Below are 19373 nucleotides of genomic sequence, written 5' to 3'. Positions count from 1 at the left end.
TGCCGGCTTGGCTGACGCGGCCTCTGCCGGCTTGGCAGGCATGGTCTCCGCAGGCTTGGTCGACGTGACCTCTGCCGGCTTGGTCGGTGCGGCCTCGGTGGCCTCCGGGGCCTGGGCGACCTCTTCGGCCTCGCCGGCTTGCGGGACCTGTGCGGCCTGAGTCGCGGCCGGTGCTGCGGCCGGTGCTGCGGCTTGAGTCGCGGCGGCCTGTGCCGCGGCCAGCTTCTCGGCTGTCTTGTGGGCGGCGGCGATCTCCTTGGGTTCCTCGGCGCCGGGGTCGAGGGCGGGTGGGGCCGGGACGGTCCACATCCACTCGCGGAGCTTGTCGCGTTCGTGGGTGAGTTCGTGGATGTCGGTCTCGGCGTACTCGAACTCCGGGGACCAGAACAGCGCGTCGAAAGGACAGACCTCGATGCAGATACCGCAGTACATGCACAGGGAGAAGTCGATGGCGAAGCGGTCGAGGACGTTGCGGCTGCGCTCGCGGCCACCGGGGGCCGCCGCCGGGACCGTCTCCTTGTGGGAGTCGATGTAGATGCACCAGTCGGGGCACTCGCGGGCGCAGAGCATGCAGACCGTGCAGTTCTCCTCGAAGAGGCCGATGACTCCGCGGGTGCGGGGCGGGAGATCGGGCTGGGTGTCCGGGTACTGCTCGGTGACGGTCTTCTTCGTCATCGTGCGGAGGGTGACGGCCAGACCCTTGGCCAGGCCGGAGCCGGGGATCGGGGACATCAGAGGAACACCACCTTCACGATGCCGGTGAGGGCGATCTGAGCGAGGGAGAGGGGGACGAGGAGGGTCCAGGAGAGCTTCTGGAGCTGGTCCTCGCGCAGGCGGGGATAGGTGACGCGGAGCCAGATGACGACGAAGGCGAGGAGTGCGGTCTTCAGCAGGGTCCACACCCAGCCGAGGCCGTCCGCGCCCCACGGGCCGTGCCAGCCGCCCAGGAAGAGGACGGTGGTCAGGCCGCACAGGACGACGATTCCGGCGTACTCGGCGAGGAGGAAGAGGGCGAAGCGGAGACCGGTGTATTCGGTGTAGGCGCCGAAGATGATCTCGGAGTCGGCGACGGGCATGTCGAAGGGAGGGCGCTGGAGTTCGGCCAGGCCCGCCACGAAGAACACGATCGCGCCGACGAGCTGCCAGGGCAGCCACCACCAGTGGAAGGCGTCGAGGATGCCGGGGAGTGAGACCGTGCCGGCTGCCATCGCCACGGAGGCGGCGGTGAGCAGCATGGGGAGTTCGTAGGCGAGGAGTTGTGCGGCGGTGCGGAGGCCGCCGAGGAGGGAGAACTTGTTGGCGGAGGCCCAGCCAGCCATGAGGGAGCCGAGCACGCTCACGCCCATCACCGCGAGGACGAAGAAGATGCCCGCGTCCAGGACCTGGCCGACGGCGCCCTCGCCGGGGCCGATCGGGATGGCGAGAAGGACGAGCAGGTACGGGAGGAGGGCGACAGCGGGGGCGAGTTGGAAGATACGGCGGTCCGCGCCCGCCGGGACGATGTCTTCCTTCTGCGCGAACTTCACGCCGTCCGCGACGAGTTGGGCCCAGCCGTGGAAGCCGCCGGCGTACATCGGGCCGAGGCGGCCCTGCATGTGGGCCATCACCTTGTGCTCGGTCTGACCGACGATCAGGGGGAAGGTGAGGAAGACGACGAAGACGATCAGGAGTCGCAGGGCGACGTCGAGCGCGTCGTTCACTGCGGGCCTCCTGCGGGGGTGTCGGGGGTGGGGTTGGCTGCGCCGGGAGCGGGGTCGGCTGCTTCCGGAGTGGGTTCGGCGGGTGCGGGTGCGGCCGGGGCGGGTTCAGCTGTGGCCGAGTCGGCTTCGCCTGACGGCCTGTCGGCCGGCCTCGCGGCAGGCGTCGGCTTCGACTCCGCTGACTCCGGCTCCGACCCCGACCCCGCCTCGGGCTCCGGCTCGTCGAAGGCTGGGCGGGCGTGGTGCCATGGTGCGTCCGCGCTGCGGGGGGCGGTGGGGGGCTTGGTGGGGGTGCCCTCCCGTGCCGCTTCCGGTACCGGTTCTGTTGCGGGCGCCGGTGCTGGCTCTGCTGCCGGTGCCGGTGCCGGTGCCGGTGCCGGTTCCGCAGGCGCAGGCGCTGGTGCCGGAGCCTGCTGCGAAGCTGAGCCGTCGCTCGCGCTGCGTGACCGTCGAGGGGTTGCCGTGCCCGGCGTCTGTTGACTCGCCGAGCCTTCCGAGGCGCTGCGTGTGCGGCGCGGTGAGGCCGGGGGCGCCGAAACCTGCTCCCCGGTTCCAGACCCTGTGCCGGTTTCAGTACCGGTACCGGTACCGGTACCGGTACCGGTACCGGTACCGGTACCGGTATCCCGGCCCTGACTCACCGAACCCTCGCTCGCGCTGCGCGCCCGGCGCGGCCCCGCCGAGGGCACCGCAGGGCCGCCCTCGGCCGACTGAGCCTGCCCTTCGGTCGCCGGCACCGCACCCTCCACCGGCGACGCTGCATCTTCGCCCGCCGACGCCACAGGCCCGCCCTTGGCCGGCTGGCCCTGCCCCGCGGCCGTCGGCACGTCACGTCCCACCGATGGCGCGGCCCTGTCACCCGACGGCACCGCACCCCCGCCCGGTGTCGCCTGGCTCACCGAGCCCTCCGACGCCGAACGAGCGCGCCGTACCGGGCGCTCGCCTGCCGCGCGTACCGGGCGCTCACCTACTGCTGGAGCTCCACTCTCACCTACCGCCTGCGCAGGACGCTCACCCGCTGCTCGGGGCGGGCGCTCACCCACCACGCGTGCTGGACGCTCACCCGCTGCTCGGGCTGCGCCTCGGGCCGGGCGGGCCGGGGCCGGGGGGAGTTGGCCCTTCAGGGGGCCCCATTCGTTCGGGTCGGGGACGCCTGGTGGGAGCATCTGGCGGCGTTTGGGGCCGCCGTGGTCGGACTCGCCCGGTTCCTTGGCGCCGGGCCAGGCCTTGGCTACGCGGGCCGCCAGGACGAAATCCTTGCGGAGGGGGTGGCCTTCGAAGGTCTCCGGGAGGAGGAGGTGGTCCAGTGCCGGGTGGCCCTCGAAGTCGACGCCGAACATTTCGTGGGTCTCGCGTTCGTGCCAGGCGGCGCCCGCGTAGATGTCCACGGCGGTGGGGAGCGCCGGGTTCTCGTGCGGGACTGTCGTACGGACGAGGAGACGGCGTACCGGTGCCAGTGCCACGACGTGGGCCGAGACGCGGAAGCCGGTGCCCGGTTCGTCGACCGCGCTCAGCCAGTCGAAGTAGGTGCAGCCCAGGTCGTCGCGGGCGGTGCGCAGGGCGGAGAGCCAGGTGGTGGGCGGTACGTCGACCGTGAGGAGTTCGTACGACTGCTCGGCCGTGGCCTCCGTGCCGAAGAGTTCCTCGGTGGGGGCGGGCAGCCAGCCGACGGCGGTCATCGGGCATCCCCCGAGGCCGGGTCGGAGGACGAGCCCGTAGCCGTAGCCGATGAGCCCTCGGCTGACTCACCCGCCGCCGCCGGTGCCGGTGCCGTCACCAACCCGCTCTGCAGTGCCGCCGTGGAAGGGCGCGCCCCCGCAGACCCGGACCCCGACCCATACCCGTACCGCTCCCCCAGCGACTCCCGGGCGATCTTCTCCTGGAGTTTGAGGATGCCCTGGAGGAGGGCTTCGGGGCGGGGTGGGCAGCCGGGGACGTAGACGTCGACCGGGATGATCTGGTCGACGCCCTTGGTGACGGAGTAGGAGTCCCAGTAGGGGCCGCCGCAGTTGGAGCAGGCGCCGAACGAGATGACGTATTTCGGTTCCGGCATCTGCTCGTAGAGGCGTTTCACGGCGGGGGCCATCTTGTCCGTGACCGTGCCGGAGACGACCATCAGGTCGGCCTGGCGCGGGCCCGGTGCGAAGGGGATCACGCCGAGGCGGATGAAGTCGTGGCGGGCCATGGACGCGGCGATGAACTCGATGGCGCAGCAGGCGAGGCCGAAGTTGAAGACCCAGAGGGAGTAGCGGCGGCCCCAGTTGAGGACCACCTTCATCGGTTCGGGGGCGAGGCGGGCGAGGGCGCCCAGGCGTTTCGGCTCGGGGAGGTACACCGGCTCCGGCGACGACACGGGCTCGGGGGTCACGTCCATGCGAGGACGCCCTTCTTGTATGCGTACAGCAGGCCCACGGCGAGGAAGCCGAGGAAGATGAACATCTCCACGAGGGTGGCCGCGCCGTAGCCCGGCGCGGCGAAGACCGTGGCCCAGGGGAAGAGGAAGATCGAGTCGACGGCGAAGACGACGTACAGGAACGCGTAGACGTAGTAGCGGACTTGGGTGTGGGCCCAGCCCTCGCCGACGGGGTCGACGCCGCACTCGTACGTCAGGAGTTTCTCGGGGGTGGGGACGACCGGGCGCAGCAGGCGGCCCGCGCCGAAGGCCACGGCGACGAAGAGGACGCCGACGACGGCGAGCAGGCCCACGACGGAGTAGGACCGGAAGTAGTCCGCCGCGACGACCACGGTCGGCTCCCGCAAGGTCCCCCGATAGGTCCCCGACAAGGTCTCCGGCAAGGTCCCTGGCAACGTCTCCCGCAAGTCCGACCCCTCCTCTTCGCCGGTGGCCGGCAGTGCGGCCCGGTACCCCGGTGCCCCTGGTACCCCGGTGACCCATGTGAACTCTGTGTTCGACGATCTGTACGCACGGGAGTCTAGGCCCTGTTAAAGGGACCGTAAGCAGCCCGTCACGGCTTGAGATCCGCCCGAGATGCCGGTGGTGGGGTTTTCCCCAGGAGACCGGGGCGGCGGACCTCATGGCGCCGGGGCGCGCCGCGCGGCACCCTGGCCCGTATGACCGTACGCATCCCCTACGCCGACCCGGCGGCATCCGGCGGCGAGAAGCTCGACGAGCCCCTGCCACCGGCCCGTTTCGCCTACGACAGACACACCTGGAAGGAGATCGCGCATCTCCTGGCGAATCTGCCGATGTCGGTGTTCGGCTTCGTGTACGTGGCGACGGTGCTGTTCACCAGCTCGCTGCTCACCATCACCGTGGTCGGATTCCCGCTGCTCGCGCTGGGGTTGATGGGCGCGCGGCTGATCGGGAAGTTCGAGCGGGGCCGGGCCCGGCGGCTGCTCGGGCTGCGGATCGACGAGCCGAGCCCGTTGCCGTTGCGCAAGGGGGGCGGGCTGCTGCAACGGGTGTGGATGGCGCTGAAGGACCCGGTGGGCTGGCGGACGGTGCTGTACGACGGGATGCGGTTGCCGTGGGGCATCGTCACCTTCACGATCACGCTGACCTCGCTGTTCGTGCTGTGGCCGGTGCTGCCGTTCATCGCGCGGGGGCTGGCGAACGCGGACCGGGCGATGGTGCGTGGCCTCCTCTCCCCCTCCGACGAGCTGGAGCGCCGTATCGCCGAACTGGAGTCCGACCGCGGGGTCGTGGTCGACACGGCGGCGGCCGACCTGCGACGGATCGAGCGCGATCTGCACGACGGGGCGCAGGCCCGGCTGGTCAATCTGGCGATGGGGCTGGGGTTGGCGAAGGAGAAACTGCTCGAAGGTCAGGCCGACGAGCATGTCGCCGCGATGGTCGACGAGGCGCACGGCGAGGTGAAGCTCGCACTCCAGGAACTGCGGGATCTGGCACGCGGAATCCATCCCGCCGTCCTCACCGACCGCGGCCTCGACGCGGCGCTCTCCTCCGTCGCCACGCGCTGCACGGTGCCGGTGAAGGTGACGGCCGATCTGGGGGCGCGCCCGGCGGCGGCGATCGAAGGCATCGCGTACTTCACCGTCTCCGAGCTGCTGCAGAACATCAGCAAGCACAGCGGCGCCCGTTCGGCGTCGGTGGACGTGTGGCGGGCGGAGGACCGGCTGCTCATCCAGGTGTGGGACGACGGCCGCGGCGGCGCCAATCTCGACGGCGGCACGGGGATGCGCGGCCTCGCCGACCGCCTCGGCGCGGTCGACGGCCTGTTCGTCCTCGACTCCCCGCCCGGCGGACCCACGACGGTCACGGCGGAGCTGCCGTGGCGGGAGCGGACCGCCGAGCCGGGCGGCCAGAGGTAGCAAAACCCCCTGCCCGAGGGGCTGTTGTTCGTCCTCGACTCCCCGCCGGGGACACGGGAAAACCCGGGGGTAGGGAAAACCCCCCTCCCGAGAGGCCGACGGACTCCATGGTCCGCGGACCTGCGGCCGAGCAGTCTGGAGATACGACAGCACGGCTGCGGAAACGACTAGAACAGGACGACGTCAATGGCCACGGAGTACGGGCAGGGGTACGGACCGCACGGCACGTTCGACCTCGACGAACGGCGCCGGCGTCGGCTGCCGACCGCGCTGCGCGCCCCCCTGGAGGCGCGCCACTGGCGCGAGTTCGGCTACGTCCTGCTGAGCCTGCCGATCAGCATCCTGCTCTTCACCTACGCGGTCACGATGGTGTCGCTGGGAGCGGGCCTGCTCATCACGTTCCTCGGCGTTCCGGTCCTGGCCTGCGCCCTGGCCGGCTGCCGCGGCTTCGGCGCGCTGGAGCGGGCCCGGGCCCGCCGGCTGCTCGACCTGGACATCGCCGACCCGGAGCCGCTGCGGATGAAGAAGAACGGCCCGATGGCCTGGATGGGCGCCGTCCTCAAGAGCGGCACGTCCTGGCGCCACCTGCTGTACGCGGTGCTGCACTTCCCCTGGGCGGTCTTCTCCTTCGTCGTCGCCCTCAACTTCTGGGCGTACGGCTGGGCCCTCCTGACGTACCCGCTGTGGTTCTGGCTCTTCCCGATGTACGGCGGTGGGGGCGGCCTTCAGCTCTACGGCGACGAGCACCACCGGATCTATCTGGACAACCCCTTCGAGATCACCGTGACCGCGCTGATCGGACTGTTGTTCACCCTGGCCACGCCGTGGATCGTGCGAGCGCTGACGCTGGTGGACCGGCTTCTGGTACACGGGCTGCTCGGACCGTCGACGCTGGCGACACGGGTCGTGGAGCTGGAGTCGGACCGGGGTGTCGTGGTCGACACGGCGGCGGCGGATCTACGACGGATCGAGCGCGATCTGCACGACGGGGCGCAGGCTCGCCTCGTAGCTCTGGCAATGGATCTGGGGCTGGCCAAGGAAAAGCTGACCGAGGACCCGCAGGCCGCGGCGCGGATGGTGGGCGAGGCGCACGGCGAGGTGAAGACGGCGTTGCAGGAGCTGCGGGATCTGGCGCGCGGGATCCATCCGGCGGTGCTGACGGACCGGGGGCTCGACGCCGCCCTGTCCTCCGTCGCCTCGCGCTGCACGGTGCCGGTGCAGGTGGACGTGGATCTGCCGGCGCGGCCGGCGGCCGCGATCGAGGGGATCGCGTACTTCACCGTCTCCGAGCTGCTGCAGAACATCAGCAAGCACGCCAAGGCGACGTGGGCCGCGGTGGATGTGTGGCGGGTGGAGAACCGGCTGATGCTTCAGGTCGTGGACAACGGGGTGGGCGGCGCGGATGCCTCCGGCGGTTCGGGGTTGGCCGGTCTTGCCGGGCGGCTCGATGCGGTGGATGGGATTCTGGTGGTCGACTCGCCGGCGGGGGGGCCTACCCGGATCACGGCGGAGCTGCCGTGGCGGGGGTGAGGGGGGTGAAGGGGTGCGGGGTTGAGGAGTTGAGCCCCCTGCCCGGCCCCCTGGGGGCTGCGCCCCCAGACCCCCCTTCGGCCCTGAAGGGGCCTCGTCCTCAAACGCCGGACGGGCTGGATGTATCCGGCCCGCGCTGAAAAGCGAACGCCCCGACAGGCTGGTTGATGCCGGCCCGCGCTGAAGAACGACCGCCGGACGGGCTGGTTGATGCCGGCCCGCACTCAAAAGCGAACGCTGAAAAGCGACCGCCCGACAGCCCAGACCCACCGCACCTCCACCCCACCCCACCCCCCTGAGAACCAAACACCGCACAGGCCGGATTTCGCTGGCCTGAACCCACCCCACCACCCCCCTATTCCAGTCGCCCGGACGCACCGCGGTCCGAATACTGGAATGCTGGGCTTGTCGTGCGGACGGACGCGAACAGGGCGCGGCCGGCGCGGAACGGCAGGGCAGGCTATGGGGGGGCCGAACATCGTGGAGGACAGGGTGCGGGTGGTCATCGCCGAGGATTCAGTGCTGCTCAGGGAGGGCCTGACCCGGTTGTTGACCGACCGCGGGCACGACGTGGTGGCCGGGGTGGGCGACGGGGACGCGCTGGTCAAGACCATCACCGAGCTGGCCGACCAGGGCGCACTGCCGGACGTGGTCGTGGCCGATGTGCGCATGCCGCCGACCCACACCGACGAAGGTGTCCGCGCGGCGGTGGAGCTGCGCAAGGCGCATCCCGGTCTCGGCGTGCTCGTGCTGTCGCAGTACGTGGAGGAGCGCTACGCCACCGAACTGCTGGCCGGTTCCACCCACGGCGTCGGCTATCTGCTGAAGGACCGGGTGGCCGAGGTGCGCGAGTTCGTCGACGCGGTGGTGCGCGTGGCCTCGGGGGGTACGGCGCTCGACCCGGAGGTGGTCGCGCAGCTGCTCGGGCGCAGCCGTAAGCAGGACGTGCTGGTGCGACTCACCCCGCGGGAGCGCGAGGTGCTGGGGCTGATGGCCGAGGGGCGGACGAACTCCGCGATAGCCCGGCAGCTGGTGGTGAGCGACGGCGCGGTCGAGAAGCACGTCAGCAACATCTTCCTGAAGCTGGGACTTTCGCCGAGTGACGGGGATCACCGGCGTGTTCTGGCCGTGCTCACCTACCTCAACTCCTGACAAACTGACACTGTGTCAGCTGCCCGGTCGCCGACCGGCGGTTGTTCACCGCCGTCAGTTCACTGTCAGCCGGCCGTCAGCCGAGTTCGAGAACCGGACAATGCACAGGAGCGTCTTCAAGGGAAGCGTCGGGGGGCGAGAAATCATGACAAGTCAGGGCGTCGAACCGTCTCAAAACAGCGTCCATCATGCGAACAGCCGAAGGAAGGCGACCCTTACAGACGTAGGGTTGATCCTGGGAGGGTCGGCGTGACGACCATGCCCGGACAGCGTCCTCGAAGAGGAGGTCCAGTTCAGTGACCAGCCAGGTCAGTAGCCCAGCGGAGCAGGCCGACGGAGCCGTCGTCGGGGAACAACGCAAACCGGCGGGGGTGAAGGAGGTCCAACGCCTGGACCGGGTGATCATCCGGTTCGCCGGTGACTCGGGTGACGGTATGCAGCTCACCGGTGACCGCTTCACCTCGGAGACGGCGTCCTTCGGGAACGACCTCTCCACCCTGCCGAACTTCCCGGCCGAGATCCGCGCCCCCGCAGGCACCCTGCCGGGGGTTTCGTCGTTCCAGCTGCATTTCGCCGACCACGACATCCTGACCCCGGGCGACGCGCCCAACGTGCTGGTCGCGATGAACCCGGCCGCCCTGAAGGCGAACATCGCCGATGTGCCGCGCGGCGCGGAGATCATCGTCAACACGGACGAGTTCACCAAACGCGCGCTGCAGAAGGTGGGTTACCCCGCCTCGCCCCTCGACGACGGCTCGCTGGACGGCTACAGCCTGCACCCCGTCCCCCTCACGACCCTCACCGTCGAGGCGTTGAAGGACTTCGGCCTGACCCGCAAGGAGGCCGAGCGCAGCAAGAACATGTTCGCGCTGGGCCTGTTGTCGTGGATGTACCACCGGCCGACCGAGGGCACGGAGAAGTTCCTCAAGTCGAAGTTCGCGAAGAAACCCGAGATCGCGGCGGCCAACATCGCGGCGTTCAGGGCGGGTTGGAACTTCGGCGAGACGACGGAGGACTTCGCGGTCTCCTACGAGGTCGCGCCGGCCGCCACCGCGTTCCCGACCGGGACCTACCGCAACATCTCCGGGAACCTCGCCCTGTCCTACGGCTTGGTCGCCGCGTCCCAACAGGCGGACCTCCCCCTCTTCCTCGGCTCGTACCCGATCACGCCGGCGTCCGACATCCTGCACGAACTGAGCAGGCACAAGAACTTCGGCGTACGGACCTTCCAGGCCGAGGACGAGATCGCGGGCATCGGCGCGGCGCTGGGGGCGGCCTTCGGCGGCTCGCTCGCGGTGACGACGACCAGCGGCCCCGGTGTGGCGCTGAAGTCGGAGACCATCGGCCTCGCGGTGTCGATGGAACTCCCCCTCCTCATCCTGGACATCCAGCGCGGCGGCCCCTCCACCGGCCTCCCCACCAAGACCGAACAGGCGGACCTCCTCCAGGCGATGTTCGGGCGCAACGGTGAGGCGCCGGTCCCGATCGTCGCCCCGTGCACACCGGCGGACTGCTTCGACGCGGCGCTCGAGGCGGCGCGGATCGCGCTGACGTACCGCACGCCGGTGATGCTCCTCTCGGACGGCTACCTGGCCAACGGTTCCGAGCCCTGGCGCATCCCCGACATCGACGAACTCCCGGACCTCACCGTCCAGTTCGCACAGGGCCCGAACCACACGCTGGACGACGGCACGGAAGTCTTCTGGCCCTACAAACGCGACCCGCAGACCCTCGCCCGCCCCTGGGCGATCCCCGGCACCCCCGGACTCGAACACCGCATCGGCGGCATCGAGAAGCAGGACGGCACGGGCAACATCTCCTACGACCCCGCCAACCACGACTTCATGGTCCGCACCCGCCAGGCCAAGATCGACGGCATCGACGTACCGGATCTGGAGGTCGACGACCCGCACGAGGCGCGGACGCTGGTCCTGGGCTGGGGCTCGACGTTCGGCCCGATCACGGCGGCGGTCCGCCGCCTGCGCGGGTCCGGCGAGTCCATCGCCCAGGCCCACCTCCGCCACCTGAACCCCTTCCCGCGGAATCTCGGCGCGGTCCTGAAGCGCTACGACAGGGTGGTGATCCCCGAGATGAACCTCGGTCAGCTCGCCACGCTGGTCCGGGCGAAGTACCTGGTGGACGCGCACTCGTACAACCAGGTGAACGGCATGCCGTTCAAGGCTGAGCAGCTCGCCACGGCTCTCAAGGAGGCCATCGATGGCTGAGACGTCCACGGAAGGCACGGGCACGATCGAGGCGCTTTCACTCGTCCCCAAGGCCGAGGCAGTGCAGTCCATGAAGGACTTCAAGTCCGATCAGGAAGTGCGCTGGTGCCCCGGCTGCGGTGACTACGCGATCCTCGCGGCGGTACAGGGTTTCATGCCGGAACTGGGCCTCGCCAAGGAGAACATCGTCTTCGTCTCCGGCATCGGCTGCTCCTCCCGCTTCCCGTACTACATGAACACGTACGGCATGCACTCGATCCACGGCCGGGCCCCCGCGATCGCGACCGGACTCGCCTCGTCCAGGCGGGACTTGAGCGTCTGGGTGGTCACGGGAGACGGCGACGCCCTGTCGATCGGCGGCAACCACCTGATCCACGCCCTGCGCCGCAACGTCAACCTCAAGATCCTCCTCTTCAACAACCGGATCTACGGCCTGACGAAGGGCCAGTACTCACCGACCTCCGAGATCGGGAAGATCACGAAGTCGACGCCGATGGGTTCGCTGGACGCCCCCTTCAACCCTGTGTCCCTCGCGATCGGCGCCGAGGCGTCCTTCGTGGCCCGCACGATCGACTCGGACCGCAAACACCTCACCCAGGTCCTGCGCGAGGCGGCCGCCCACCCCGGCACCGCCCTCGTCGAGATCTACCAGAACTGCAACATCTTCAACGACGGCGCCTTCGACGCGCTGAAGGACCGCCAGCAGGCCGAGGAGGCGGTGATCCGCCTCGAACACGGGCAGCCGATCCGTTTCGGGGCGGAGGGTGCGCGGGGTGTGGTGCGGGATGCGACGACGGGCGACCTGAAGGTGGTCGACGTGACCCCGGAGAACGAGGCGCAGGTCTTGGTGCACGACGCCCACGCGACGTCTCCGACGACAGCCTTCGCCCTGTCCCGGCTGGCCGACCCGGACACCCTGCACCACACCCCGATCGGGGTGCTGCGGTCCGTGGAACGGGCTGTGTACGACACACAGATGGCCGACCAGCTGGACACGGCGATCGTGCAGAACGGGAAGGGTGACCTGGCTGCGTTGTTGGCGGGTGGGGATACCTGGACTGTTGTGGGGTGACGGGTCCGGAAGGTTCCGTTCACACGGAGGGCCTGGGCGCGATGCCCAGGCCTTCTTGTCTGTCCACGTCAGGCGTCGGGGATGTCCCGCTTGGCACGGAGAAGGGTCTCGCGGCTGATGATCACGATGCGCTCGTAGTCGGCACGGGCAGCGTCCGGGGGGAGGAGGGAGTCCAGGTCCGCGGTGGCTTCGGTACCCATGACGGCGAAGGTGCCGTCACTCAGTTCGAAGATGTCCGGACAGGTCTCCATCGTTTGGCTGCCTCGCAGCTTGGGCGGATCTCCGAGACGACGGACGATGCTCAATGACACCTGCGGGCTCCCTCTGTCACCCCCTTCTCACCCGGGCGTCCCGGACGTGTCGACGCGGCGGCACACGAACGTGGCCGCCGAGCGACAGAGCAGGATCAGCACGCAGCGGAGAAGGACCACTGAATCTGACGAAGTGTCGGCAGACATGAGGGGTCCTTCCGCGTCAGGCGCGGGCGTCACACCCCGGCCTGGCAGACCAGTAACACATTGCCACAAGAGCGCGAGAATTCGTAACGGCGCGTAACTATGTCGGCAAATCCACTCACTTCTGGCCCTGTCTGCAAGTCGATATCACACAGGGTGTCACCGAGGGGTGTCACCGGGACCCACGATCCACCACTCCTCCGGATCATCGCCCAACTCCTCGATCATCACGTCGACGACCGCACCGACCCTCGCCTCCGTCGAGTCCGCGGGCAGGGATCGGCGATGCTCGATCGTGCGGTCCCAGTACTCGGCGAACAGCTTGTTGCGGCACAACACCCGCAGATGACCGAGCAGTTCGTCCCAGTCGCACACCCCGACCCGATGAGCCATCAGCAGATTTCCGTACTCCCGGTTTACGAAGATCATCTGCCGACGCTTGGCCACCGGGATCCCCGTCAGCGTGCTCCCCGCGTCGGCCAGCGCCGGATCGTCGATGGCCCGGTCCATCTGATCCAGGGTCAACCGGTACTGCTGGATCAGGTTCGCCCTGTGTATCTCCTCGGTCATCAGGGTCAGCTGGCCGAGCAGTTCCAGCAGGATGTCCTCCTGACGCCGACGACGGGAGCCCCGGGCCAAGCGGGCTCGCATCAGGCCGAGTCCCGTCGCGACAGCAGAACCGATACTCCTACCGCGGCCGGCCTGATTCTGTGTGGCCATGTCAAGGTGTCCCCCTGGATCAGGTGACCATGCGCCACACGGTGGCATCGCGGGTCGGCGCACGGTGGGCGTGGCACTCCGCATCCAGCGTGCCCGGCGACTCAAGTCGGCGCGGGAGGCGGAGAGGGGGCGCATGGATGGACGTGTCTCGCATGTCGACCAACGCCCTGACATATGTGTGCCCCCTGGCGCCGTGTACATGCCTTCAGTCACCCACCACGCAATGCATCACTCCTGCTCAGAGCCCCTCTTCCCCGCGTCATAAACCTCCCGCGCCTTCTCCACCTCCCCCATCCGCGCCTCCGACCACAGAGCCAGCCCCCGCACCTGTTCCGCCGCCTCGCGGCCCAGGTCGGTCAGGGAGTAGTCCACCCGGGGCGGGATCACCGGCTTGGCGTCGCGGTGGACGAAGCCGTCTCGTTCCAGGGTCTGGAGTGTCTGGGCCAGCATCTTCTCGCTCACCTGCCGCACCTGGCCGACCGCCCGGCGGAGTTCGCTGAAGCGGTGCGGGTGGTCGAGGAGTTCGATCAGGACCAGGACGCCCCAGCGGGATGTGACGTGTTCCAGGACCTGGCGGTACGGGCACATCACCTCGCGCGCGTCACTCTTGCTCGCCACCTCGCTGCTTACTGCCATGACAGTACCTTACTTCAAAGTGGGTACTTTCCTGGAGTTAGCGCACCCCCTAGGGTTAGTGCCATCGCACCCCACAAGGAGTTGTCACCATGAGCATCGTCGTCACCGGAGCCACCGGACACCTCGGCCGTCACGTAGTGGAGCAGTTGCTGGAGAAGGTTCCGGCCGACCAGATCACCGCCGTCGTCCGCACCCCGGAGAAGGCCGCCGACTTCGCGGACCGCGGGGTGAAGATCGTGGTCGCGGACTACAACACCCCGGAGACCTTCGACACCGTCTTCGCCGCCGGCGACAAGGTGCTGCTGATCTCCGGCAACGAGTTCGACAAGGGCCGGGTCGAGCAGCACAAGGTCGTCTTCGCGGCCGCCAAGGCCGCCGGTGTGGCGCTCCTCGCCTACACCAGCGCCCCCGGCACCCTCACCGCCGCCCTGGCCGACGACCACCGCGGCACCGAGGAGGCCCTGCTGGCCTCCGGACTGCCGTACACCCTGCTCCGTAACGGCTGGTACAACGAGAACTACACCGAGAACCTGGCCCCGGTCCTGGAGCACAACGCCGTCGTGGCCGCCGCCGGTGACGGCCGGATCTCCTCCGCCACCCGCGCCGACTACGCCGCTGCCGCCGTCGGCGTACTGACCGGCGAGGGCCACGAGAACCAGACGTACGAGCTGGGCGGCGACGAGGCGTGGAGCCTGGCCGAGTACGCGGCCGAGCTGAGCCGGCAGACCGGCAAGGAGATCGCCTACAACAACGTTCCCGGCGAGGCTCTCCTCGGCATCCTCACCGGCGCCGGACTGCCCGAGCCGTTCGCCGCGATCCTCGTCGGCGTCGACGCCTCCATCGAGAAGGGCGAGCTGATCGTCTCCACCGGCGACCTCTCCCGCCTGGCCGGCCGCCCCACGACGCCGATCTCCGAGTCGATCGCCCTCGCACTCAAGGGCTGATACCCCAAAAAAAGCCCGGGGACGTCTCCCATCCCCGCGCGTCATGACCGTATGGCGATACGGGCATGACACGCGGGGGCACCCGGCGCTACCTTCGTGCTGGCTGCGCGGACGCAGTCGGGCGCGCGTGTGAAGGAGGGGCCCGTGAGCGGGAAGCCGAAGGGCGAACAGCACCGGACAGGTCTGCTGAACGGCTTCGCGGCATACGGCATGTGGGGCCTGGTCCCACTCTTCTGGCCGCTGCTCAAGCCCGCGAGCGCCACCGAGATCCTCGCCCACCGGATGGTGTGGTCGCTCGCCTTCGTCGCCGTCGCGCTCCTCGTGGTCCGGCGCTGGGCCTGGGCCGGTGAACTGCTGCGCCAGCCACGCAAGTTGGCGCTCGTGACGATCGCCGCGGCCTTCATCACCGTCAACTGGGGCGTCTACATCTGGGCCGTGAACAGCGGCCACGTCGTCGAGGCCTCCCTCGGCTACTTCATCAACCCCCTCGTCACCATCGCGATGGGCGTCCTGCTCCTGAAGGAACGGCTGCGCCCGGCGCAGTGGGCCGCGGTCGGCGTCGGCCTCGCCGCCGTGCTCGTCCTGACCGTCGGCTACGGACAGCCGCCGTGGATCTCCCTCTGCCTCGCCTTCTCCTTCGCGACCTACGGCCTGGTGAAGAAGAAGGTCAACCTCGGCGGTATCGAGTCGCTGGCCGCCGAGACCGCGGTCCAGTTCCTGCCCGCGCTCGGCTACCTGCTGTGGCTGAACTCCCACGGCGACCTGACCTTCGCGACCGAGGGCGCCGGACACGCCACGCTCCTCGCCTCCACCGGCATCGTCACCGCCCTCCCCCTCGTCTGCTTCGGCGCGGCCGCGATACGGGTGCCGTTGTCGACGCTGGGGCTGTTGCAGTACATGGCGCCGGTCTTCCAGTTCCTGCTCGGCATCTTCTACTTCCACGAGTCGATGCCGCCCGCACGATGGGCGGGCTTCGCCCTGGTGTGGCTCGCGCTCGTCCTCCTGACGACGGACGCGTGGCGCACGGCACGCAGGGGCAGGGCGGCAGCGGCAGCGGCGGTCCTGCTCGACAAGACCGCGACTGCGCGTACGAACCCTGTCGACCCGGTCGAGGCATAGCCCCGCGACCGCGTCGCACCGGTGCCAGAGTGAGTGCCATGACACAGACACCCGCGCCGAAAGGCGGCACTCCCACCCCCCTCCACTGGAAGCTCGTCATCGACGCCGCCGACCCGCACGCGCAGGCCGACTTCTGGGCCGCCGCGCTCCACTACGAGGCCGAGGACAACAGCGCGCTCGTCCAACAGCTCCTGGAACTGGGCGCGTTGCCCGCCGCCGCGACCGTCGACTTCCACGGCCGCCCGGCCTTCCGTGACCTGATCGCCGTACGGCATCCCGACGACCCCTACGACAAGGAACGCGGCACCGGGCTGGGACGGCGGGTGCTGTTCCAGCGGGTGCCGGAGGCGAAGACCGTCAAGAACCGGCTGCACCTCGATCTGCACCCGGGCGAGGGACGGCGGGACGCCGAGGTGGAACGGCTGACCGCGCTGGGGGCGAGCGTGCTGCGCCGGGTGTCGGAGCCCGCCGGCGCGTGGGTGGTGATGGCGGACCCCGAGGGCAACGAGTTCTGCGTGGCGTAGCCGACAGGGCTCAGCCGGTGGACCTGCGGGCGCGTTCGGTCAGGCGGCCCATGCGGGCGCGGGCGGACTCCAGTTGCTCTATGTCCTCGGCCGCGGGGCCTTCCTCGGTGGCGAGTTCGGTCCACAGGTCGATCAGGGCACGGCCGAGGGCCAGGCCCTGTTCCGGGTCGCGTACGGCACGCCAGGCGGTGGCCGCGCTCTGCACGTTGCCGTAGGCGGCCTCCGCGTCGCGGGCGCGGTGGCGGATGCCGGCGAGGTCGAGGGAGAGGTGGAAGGAGCGCAGCGGGTCACCGGCCAAGTAGGCGATGTAGGCGGTGAGTTCACGCAGCCGCAGCACTTCGGGGTGCTCGGGCCCGAGCCCGCCCGCCGCCTCGTCCACGGTCCGCTCCGCGAGCCCCGCCGCCTCCTCGATCCGCCCCGCCTTCACGGCCTCGTTGATCCGTCCCATCGGCTCCACGAGAAACGCGGTGCCCTCCCCGTCGGTCGCCATCGGTTCGTCCCCGAGCACGGCCTCGGCCACGGCGTCGAACCCACGGGCGGGCGTCGGCTTGGGATCCGGCTCCGGTGCGGTGAGGGCGAGGTCGGGGATGGGGAGAGGTGCGGGGCGGGGGGCGGCGGGCGGCGGGGCCGCCGGTCCGTACCCGTCCCGGAGGGGAGCCGGGGGCGCGGGCTGGAAGCGCCCCGAGTCCGGGGCGAGCGTAGCCTCCGGGCCGTACGGCGTCCCGGGCGCGTACGCGGTCTCCGCTACGTCCGTCGCCGCCGACCTCGTGTCCACGACCGGCGGTACATCCGCGACCGGCCTCGCGTCCGCGACCGGCGACCCGTCCATGCTCGGCGGCGGCCCGAACGCCCCCGTCGGCGGCTGCACCGAGCCGAGCGGCACACCGCCCTGCGCCGATTCCGGCACGGCGTGCAGCGGGAACGTCGGTACCGACTCCCCCGCCGCCTCGGGCACCGCCCGCAACGGGAAGGTCGGAACCACCTCCCCCGCCGACTCCGCGACCGCCCGCAGCCGATGCGTCACGGGGTCACCACTCGGACGCCGGTCCTCCTCGGGTTCCGGCTGCGACTCGGGACGCCGTTCCGCTTCTACGACCTCTGCGACCCCTGCGACCTCTACGCCGGCGACGTCCACGACCGCTGCGGGCGCCGCGGGCGGCAGCGCGGGCGGCGGCGGAAAACCGGTCGCCGCCTCCATCGCCACCGCCTCCGTCGTCACCGCCCCCATCGCCACCGGCTCCGCCGAGAAGTGGCTGGAGCCGTCCGGGTCGATCTGCAGCGGCACGACGTACCCGATGCGGTCGTCGTGGATCGTGGCGTGGACGGGGTGGCCGGTGGCCGTGGCGATGCGGTGGAGGTGGCTCAGGACCACGTGCTGGATCTCCTCGCCGGGAGGCACCGCGACCGGCACGCCGCCGATCGACGCGCCGCCCGCGCCCGGGCCGTCCACGGGTACCCGTACCTCGAAGGGTGACGCCGCGGGTGCCGAGCGTGCGGCTCGCTTCTGTTCCCGCTTCTGCTCGCGGCTGAGTCGAGTCATCGGTTCCCTCACTCGCATGCGTCGGGGAGTCGGCCGGCGCTCCCCGCGTCAAGATCCGTTCGTACGCGTACTGTTGAGTCTCGCCGTTCCCTTCAGGTTCTCAGGTCACCGCGACGTCACAGCCTCGTCCCAGGAGTTCCCTGTTCCGTCGCGCGCCCTTTCGGATGCCGTGAGGATGCGGCGGGGCCACGAGGGAGGAGCTCGGTCATGCAGACAGGTGGACGGCAGGGGCCGGAGATCTGGCTCCGTGGACCGGTGGACGACGGTCCACACACCGGGACACCGCAGGCGCCCGGGCGCCCCTCCAGTATCCCCGCCGGCCCGCGCCGTTTCTCCTGGGTCGCCACCCACGGCGGCGCCGGCGTCACCACCCTCACCTCCGTCTACGGCGGCCAGGACTGCGGACGCGACTGGCCCGGCCCCGAGGACCCGCCGTCGGTGCTGCTCGTCGCCCGCACGCACGCGGCCGGGCTGGCCTCCGTCTCCCGCGCCCTGGAGATCTTCCGGCGCGGTGCGGCACCGGCGGGGCTCGACCTCGACGCGGTCGTGCTGGTCGCGGACGCGCCGGGGCGCCTGCCTCGGCAGCTCGCCGCGCACGTCAAGGCCGTCGAGTCGGTGATCGACGTGTACCGGGTGCCGTGGGTACCGGCCTGGCGCATCGGCGACCTGACCGGCGAGCCGCCCCGCGAGACGGAGACGCTGGCCAGGCTCACGGGCGCGGCCCGGCACTCTCGCTGACGCCCCACGCACAGATCCCCTGACCAGGCACCCCATGGACAGATGATTGCGCGCGCATATAATGCAGATGCTTGTAATCACCGCGCGCCGATCAAACCTGACTGAACCTGGGGGACCCATGACCCGCCGTTTCCTCTTCGTGCTGGGCAGCGCCCGCACCGAGGGCAACACCGAGCTCCTCGCCCGCCGGGCCGCCGAACAGCTCCCCTCGGACGTCGAGCAGCAGTGGATACGCCTCGCCGACCACCCGCTCCCCGACTTCGTGGACATCCGGCACGACGGTCCCGTCCGGGCGCCCATGAACGAGAACGTCCAGCAGCTCCTCGACGCCACCCTGGCCGCGACGGACATCGTGATCGCCTCGCCGGTCTACTGGTACTCGCTCTCCGGCCTCACCAAGCGCTACCTGGACTACTGGTCCGACTGGCTGCGCGTCCCCGGCGCCGACTTCAAGGCGACGCTGGCCGACCGCACCCTCTGGGGCGTCTCCGTCCTCGCCGAAGAGGAAGAGGCGGTCGCCGACCCGGTGATCGGCTCGCTCAACAACTCGGCCGCGTACATGAAGATGCGCTTCGGCGGGGTCCTGCTCGGCAACGGCAGCGCACGCGGCGACGTACTGAAGGACTCGCGGGCGCTGTCCCGCGCGAAGACGTTCTTCGCGCAGGAACCCGCTCTCGCCCGCTTCCCGCACGAGCCCGGAAACTGAGCGATCCCTACGCCGTGCT

The 19373-nt window shown here is 70.1% G+C and carries 18 protein-coding genes and 1 pseudogene; 10 read left to right on the top strand and 9 right to left on the bottom strand.

Features of this window, described 5'->3' with window-relative positions; translation table 11 throughout:
• Nucleotides 1–90: 90 nt before the first annotated feature.
• The 5 genes and pseudogenes from OO70_RS56935 to OO70_RS39140 form a co-directional block, all read right to left on the bottom strand.
• A pseudogene (locus tag OO70_RS56935) lies at nt 91–732 on the bottom strand (NuoI/complex I 23 kDa subunit family protein); the annotation flags it as partial.
• A complete protein-coding gene (locus tag OO70_RS39150) occupies nt 732–1700 on the bottom strand; it encodes a complex I subunit 1/NuoH family protein (RefSeq protein WP_043682694.1) in 969 nt (322 codons plus the stop codon). The pseudogene OO70_RS56935 and the gene OO70_RS39150, both read right to left, overlap by 1 nt.
• The gene (locus tag OO70_RS53040; protein WP_078651728.1) at nt 1697–3379 is read right to left on the bottom strand and encodes an NADH-quinone oxidoreductase subunit C; all 1683 of its coding nucleotides are present in this window, start codon (nt 3377–3379) and stop codon (nt 1697–1699) included. The genes OO70_RS39150 and OO70_RS53040 overlap by 4 nt, the downstream gene beginning before the upstream one ends.
• A complete protein-coding gene (locus OO70_RS39145) occupies nt 3376–4074 on the bottom strand; it encodes an NADH-quinone oxidoreductase subunit B (RefSeq protein ID WP_043682692.1) in 699 nt (232 codons plus the stop codon). Before OO70_RS39145 ends, OO70_RS53040 begins: the two co-directional genes overlap by 4 nt.
• Entirely contained in the window at nt 4065–4460 is a 396-nt protein-coding gene (locus OO70_RS39140; RefSeq protein WP_043682871.1) for an NADH-quinone oxidoreductase subunit A, read from the bottom strand. The genes OO70_RS39145 and OO70_RS39140 overlap by 10 nt, the downstream gene beginning before the upstream one ends.
• A 312-nt stretch (nt 4461–4772) precedes the next feature.
• On the opposite strand from OO70_RS39140, the gene OO70_RS39135 reads away from it, so the two are divergent.
• The 5 genes from OO70_RS39135 (at nt 4773) to OO70_RS39115 (ending at nt 11972) form a co-directional block, all read left to right on the top strand.
• On the top strand, nt 4773–5993 hold the full coding sequence (locus OO70_RS39135; protein WP_043682689.1) for a sensor histidine kinase: 1221 nt from the start codon (nt 4773–4775) through the stop codon (nt 5991–5993).
• Between the two features lie 186 nt (nt 5994–6179).
• Complete coding sequence (locus OO70_RS39130; RefSeq protein WP_043682686.1) at nt 6180–7523, top strand: sensor histidine kinase; 1344 nt, start codon at nt 6180–6182, stop codon at nt 7521–7523.
• 462 nt (nt 7524–7985) lie between these two features.
• On the top strand, nt 7986–8675 hold the full coding sequence (locus tag OO70_RS39125; protein ID WP_324604898.1) for a response regulator transcription factor: 690 nt from the start codon (nt 7986–7988) through the stop codon (nt 8673–8675).
• A 296-nt stretch (nt 8676–8971) separates the two neighbouring features.
• A complete protein-coding gene (locus OO70_RS39120) occupies nt 8972–10900 on the top strand; it encodes a 2-oxoacid:acceptor oxidoreductase subunit alpha (protein WP_043682683.1) in 1929 nt (642 codons plus the stop codon).
• Nucleotides 10893–11972 carry a 2-oxoacid:ferredoxin oxidoreductase subunit beta gene (locus OO70_RS39115; protein WP_043682680.1) on the top strand — a complete coding sequence of 360 codons (1080 nt, stop codon included), beginning with the start codon at nt 10893–10895 and terminating at the stop codon, nt 11970–11972. The genes OO70_RS39120 and OO70_RS39115 overlap by 8 nt, the downstream gene beginning before the upstream one ends.
• 68 nt (nt 11973–12040) lie before the next feature.
• Here the strand turns inward: OO70_RS39115 and OO70_RS39110 are convergent, their stop codons facing one another.
• From OO70_RS39110 to OO70_RS39100, 3 genes are all read right to left on the bottom strand, one after another.
• Nucleotides 12041–12277 (bottom strand): hypothetical protein, encoded by a 237-nt coding sequence (locus OO70_RS39110; protein WP_043682868.1) that lies wholly within the window; start codon nt 12275–12277, stop codon nt 12041–12043.
• A gap of 309 nt (nt 12278–12586) precedes the next feature.
• On the bottom strand, nt 12587–13147 hold the full coding sequence (locus OO70_RS39105; RefSeq protein WP_043682677.1) for a DUF6082 family protein: 561 nt from the start codon (nt 13145–13147) through the stop codon (nt 12587–12589).
• Nucleotides 13148–13375: 228 nt separating this feature from the next.
• Nucleotides 13376–13783 carry a winged helix-turn-helix transcriptional regulator gene (locus OO70_RS39100; RefSeq protein WP_043682672.1) on the bottom strand — a complete coding sequence of 136 codons (408 nt, stop codon included), beginning with the start codon at nt 13781–13783 and terminating at the stop codon, nt 13376–13378.
• Between the two features lie 89 nt (nt 13784–13872).
• On the opposite strand from OO70_RS39100, the gene OO70_RS39095 reads away from it, so the two are divergent.
• From OO70_RS39095 to OO70_RS39085, 3 genes are all read left to right on the top strand, one after another.
• Nucleotides 13873–14727 carry an SDR family oxidoreductase gene (locus OO70_RS39095; RefSeq protein WP_043682670.1) on the top strand — a complete coding sequence of 285 codons (855 nt, stop codon included), beginning with the start codon at nt 13873–13875 and terminating at the stop codon, nt 14725–14727.
• Nucleotides 14728–14871: 144 nt separating this feature from the next.
• Nucleotides 14872–15846 carry an EamA family transporter RarD gene (rarD, locus tag OO70_RS39090; RefSeq protein WP_043682668.1) on the top strand — a complete coding sequence of 325 codons (975 nt, stop codon included), beginning with the start codon at nt 14872–14874 and terminating at the stop codon, nt 15844–15846.
• A 38-nt stretch (nt 15847–15884) separates the two neighbouring features.
• Nucleotides 15885–16370, top strand: a complete 486-nt coding sequence (locus OO70_RS39085; protein WP_043682666.1) for a VOC family protein — start codon at nt 15885–15887, stop codon at nt 16368–16370.
• A gap of 10 nt (nt 16371–16380) precedes the next feature.
• On the opposite strand, the gene OO70_RS39080 is transcribed toward OO70_RS39085, so the two are convergent.
• Nucleotides 16381–17910 (bottom strand): hypothetical protein, encoded by a 1530-nt coding sequence (locus OO70_RS39080; protein ID WP_043682661.1) that lies wholly within the window; start codon nt 17908–17910, stop codon nt 16381–16383.
• 207 nt (nt 17911–18117) lie between these two features.
• On the opposite strand from OO70_RS39080, the gene OO70_RS39075 reads away from it, so the two are divergent.
• Together OO70_RS39075 and OO70_RS39070 are read left to right on the top strand one after the other, a co-directional pair.
• Nucleotides 18118–18648 (top strand): DUF6668 family protein, encoded by a 531-nt coding sequence (locus tag OO70_RS39075; protein ID WP_043682659.1) that lies wholly within the window; start codon nt 18118–18120, stop codon nt 18646–18648.
• Nucleotides 18649–18766: 118 nt separating this feature from the next.
• Entirely contained in the window at nt 18767–19354 is a 588-nt protein-coding gene (locus OO70_RS39070) for a flavodoxin family protein (RefSeq protein ID WP_043682656.1), read from the top strand.
• The last annotated feature ends 19 nt before the right edge of the window (nt 19355–19373 follow it).

This window comes from Streptomyces xylophagus, assembly GCF_000716435.1.
In the GTDB taxonomy this organism is placed as follows: Bacteria; Actinomycetota; Actinomycetes; order Streptomycetales; family Streptomycetaceae; genus Streptomyces; species Streptomyces xylophagus.
The sequence above is the reverse complement of the archived record's forward strand: the minus strand, read 5'-3'. Positions and strand labels throughout refer to the sequence as shown.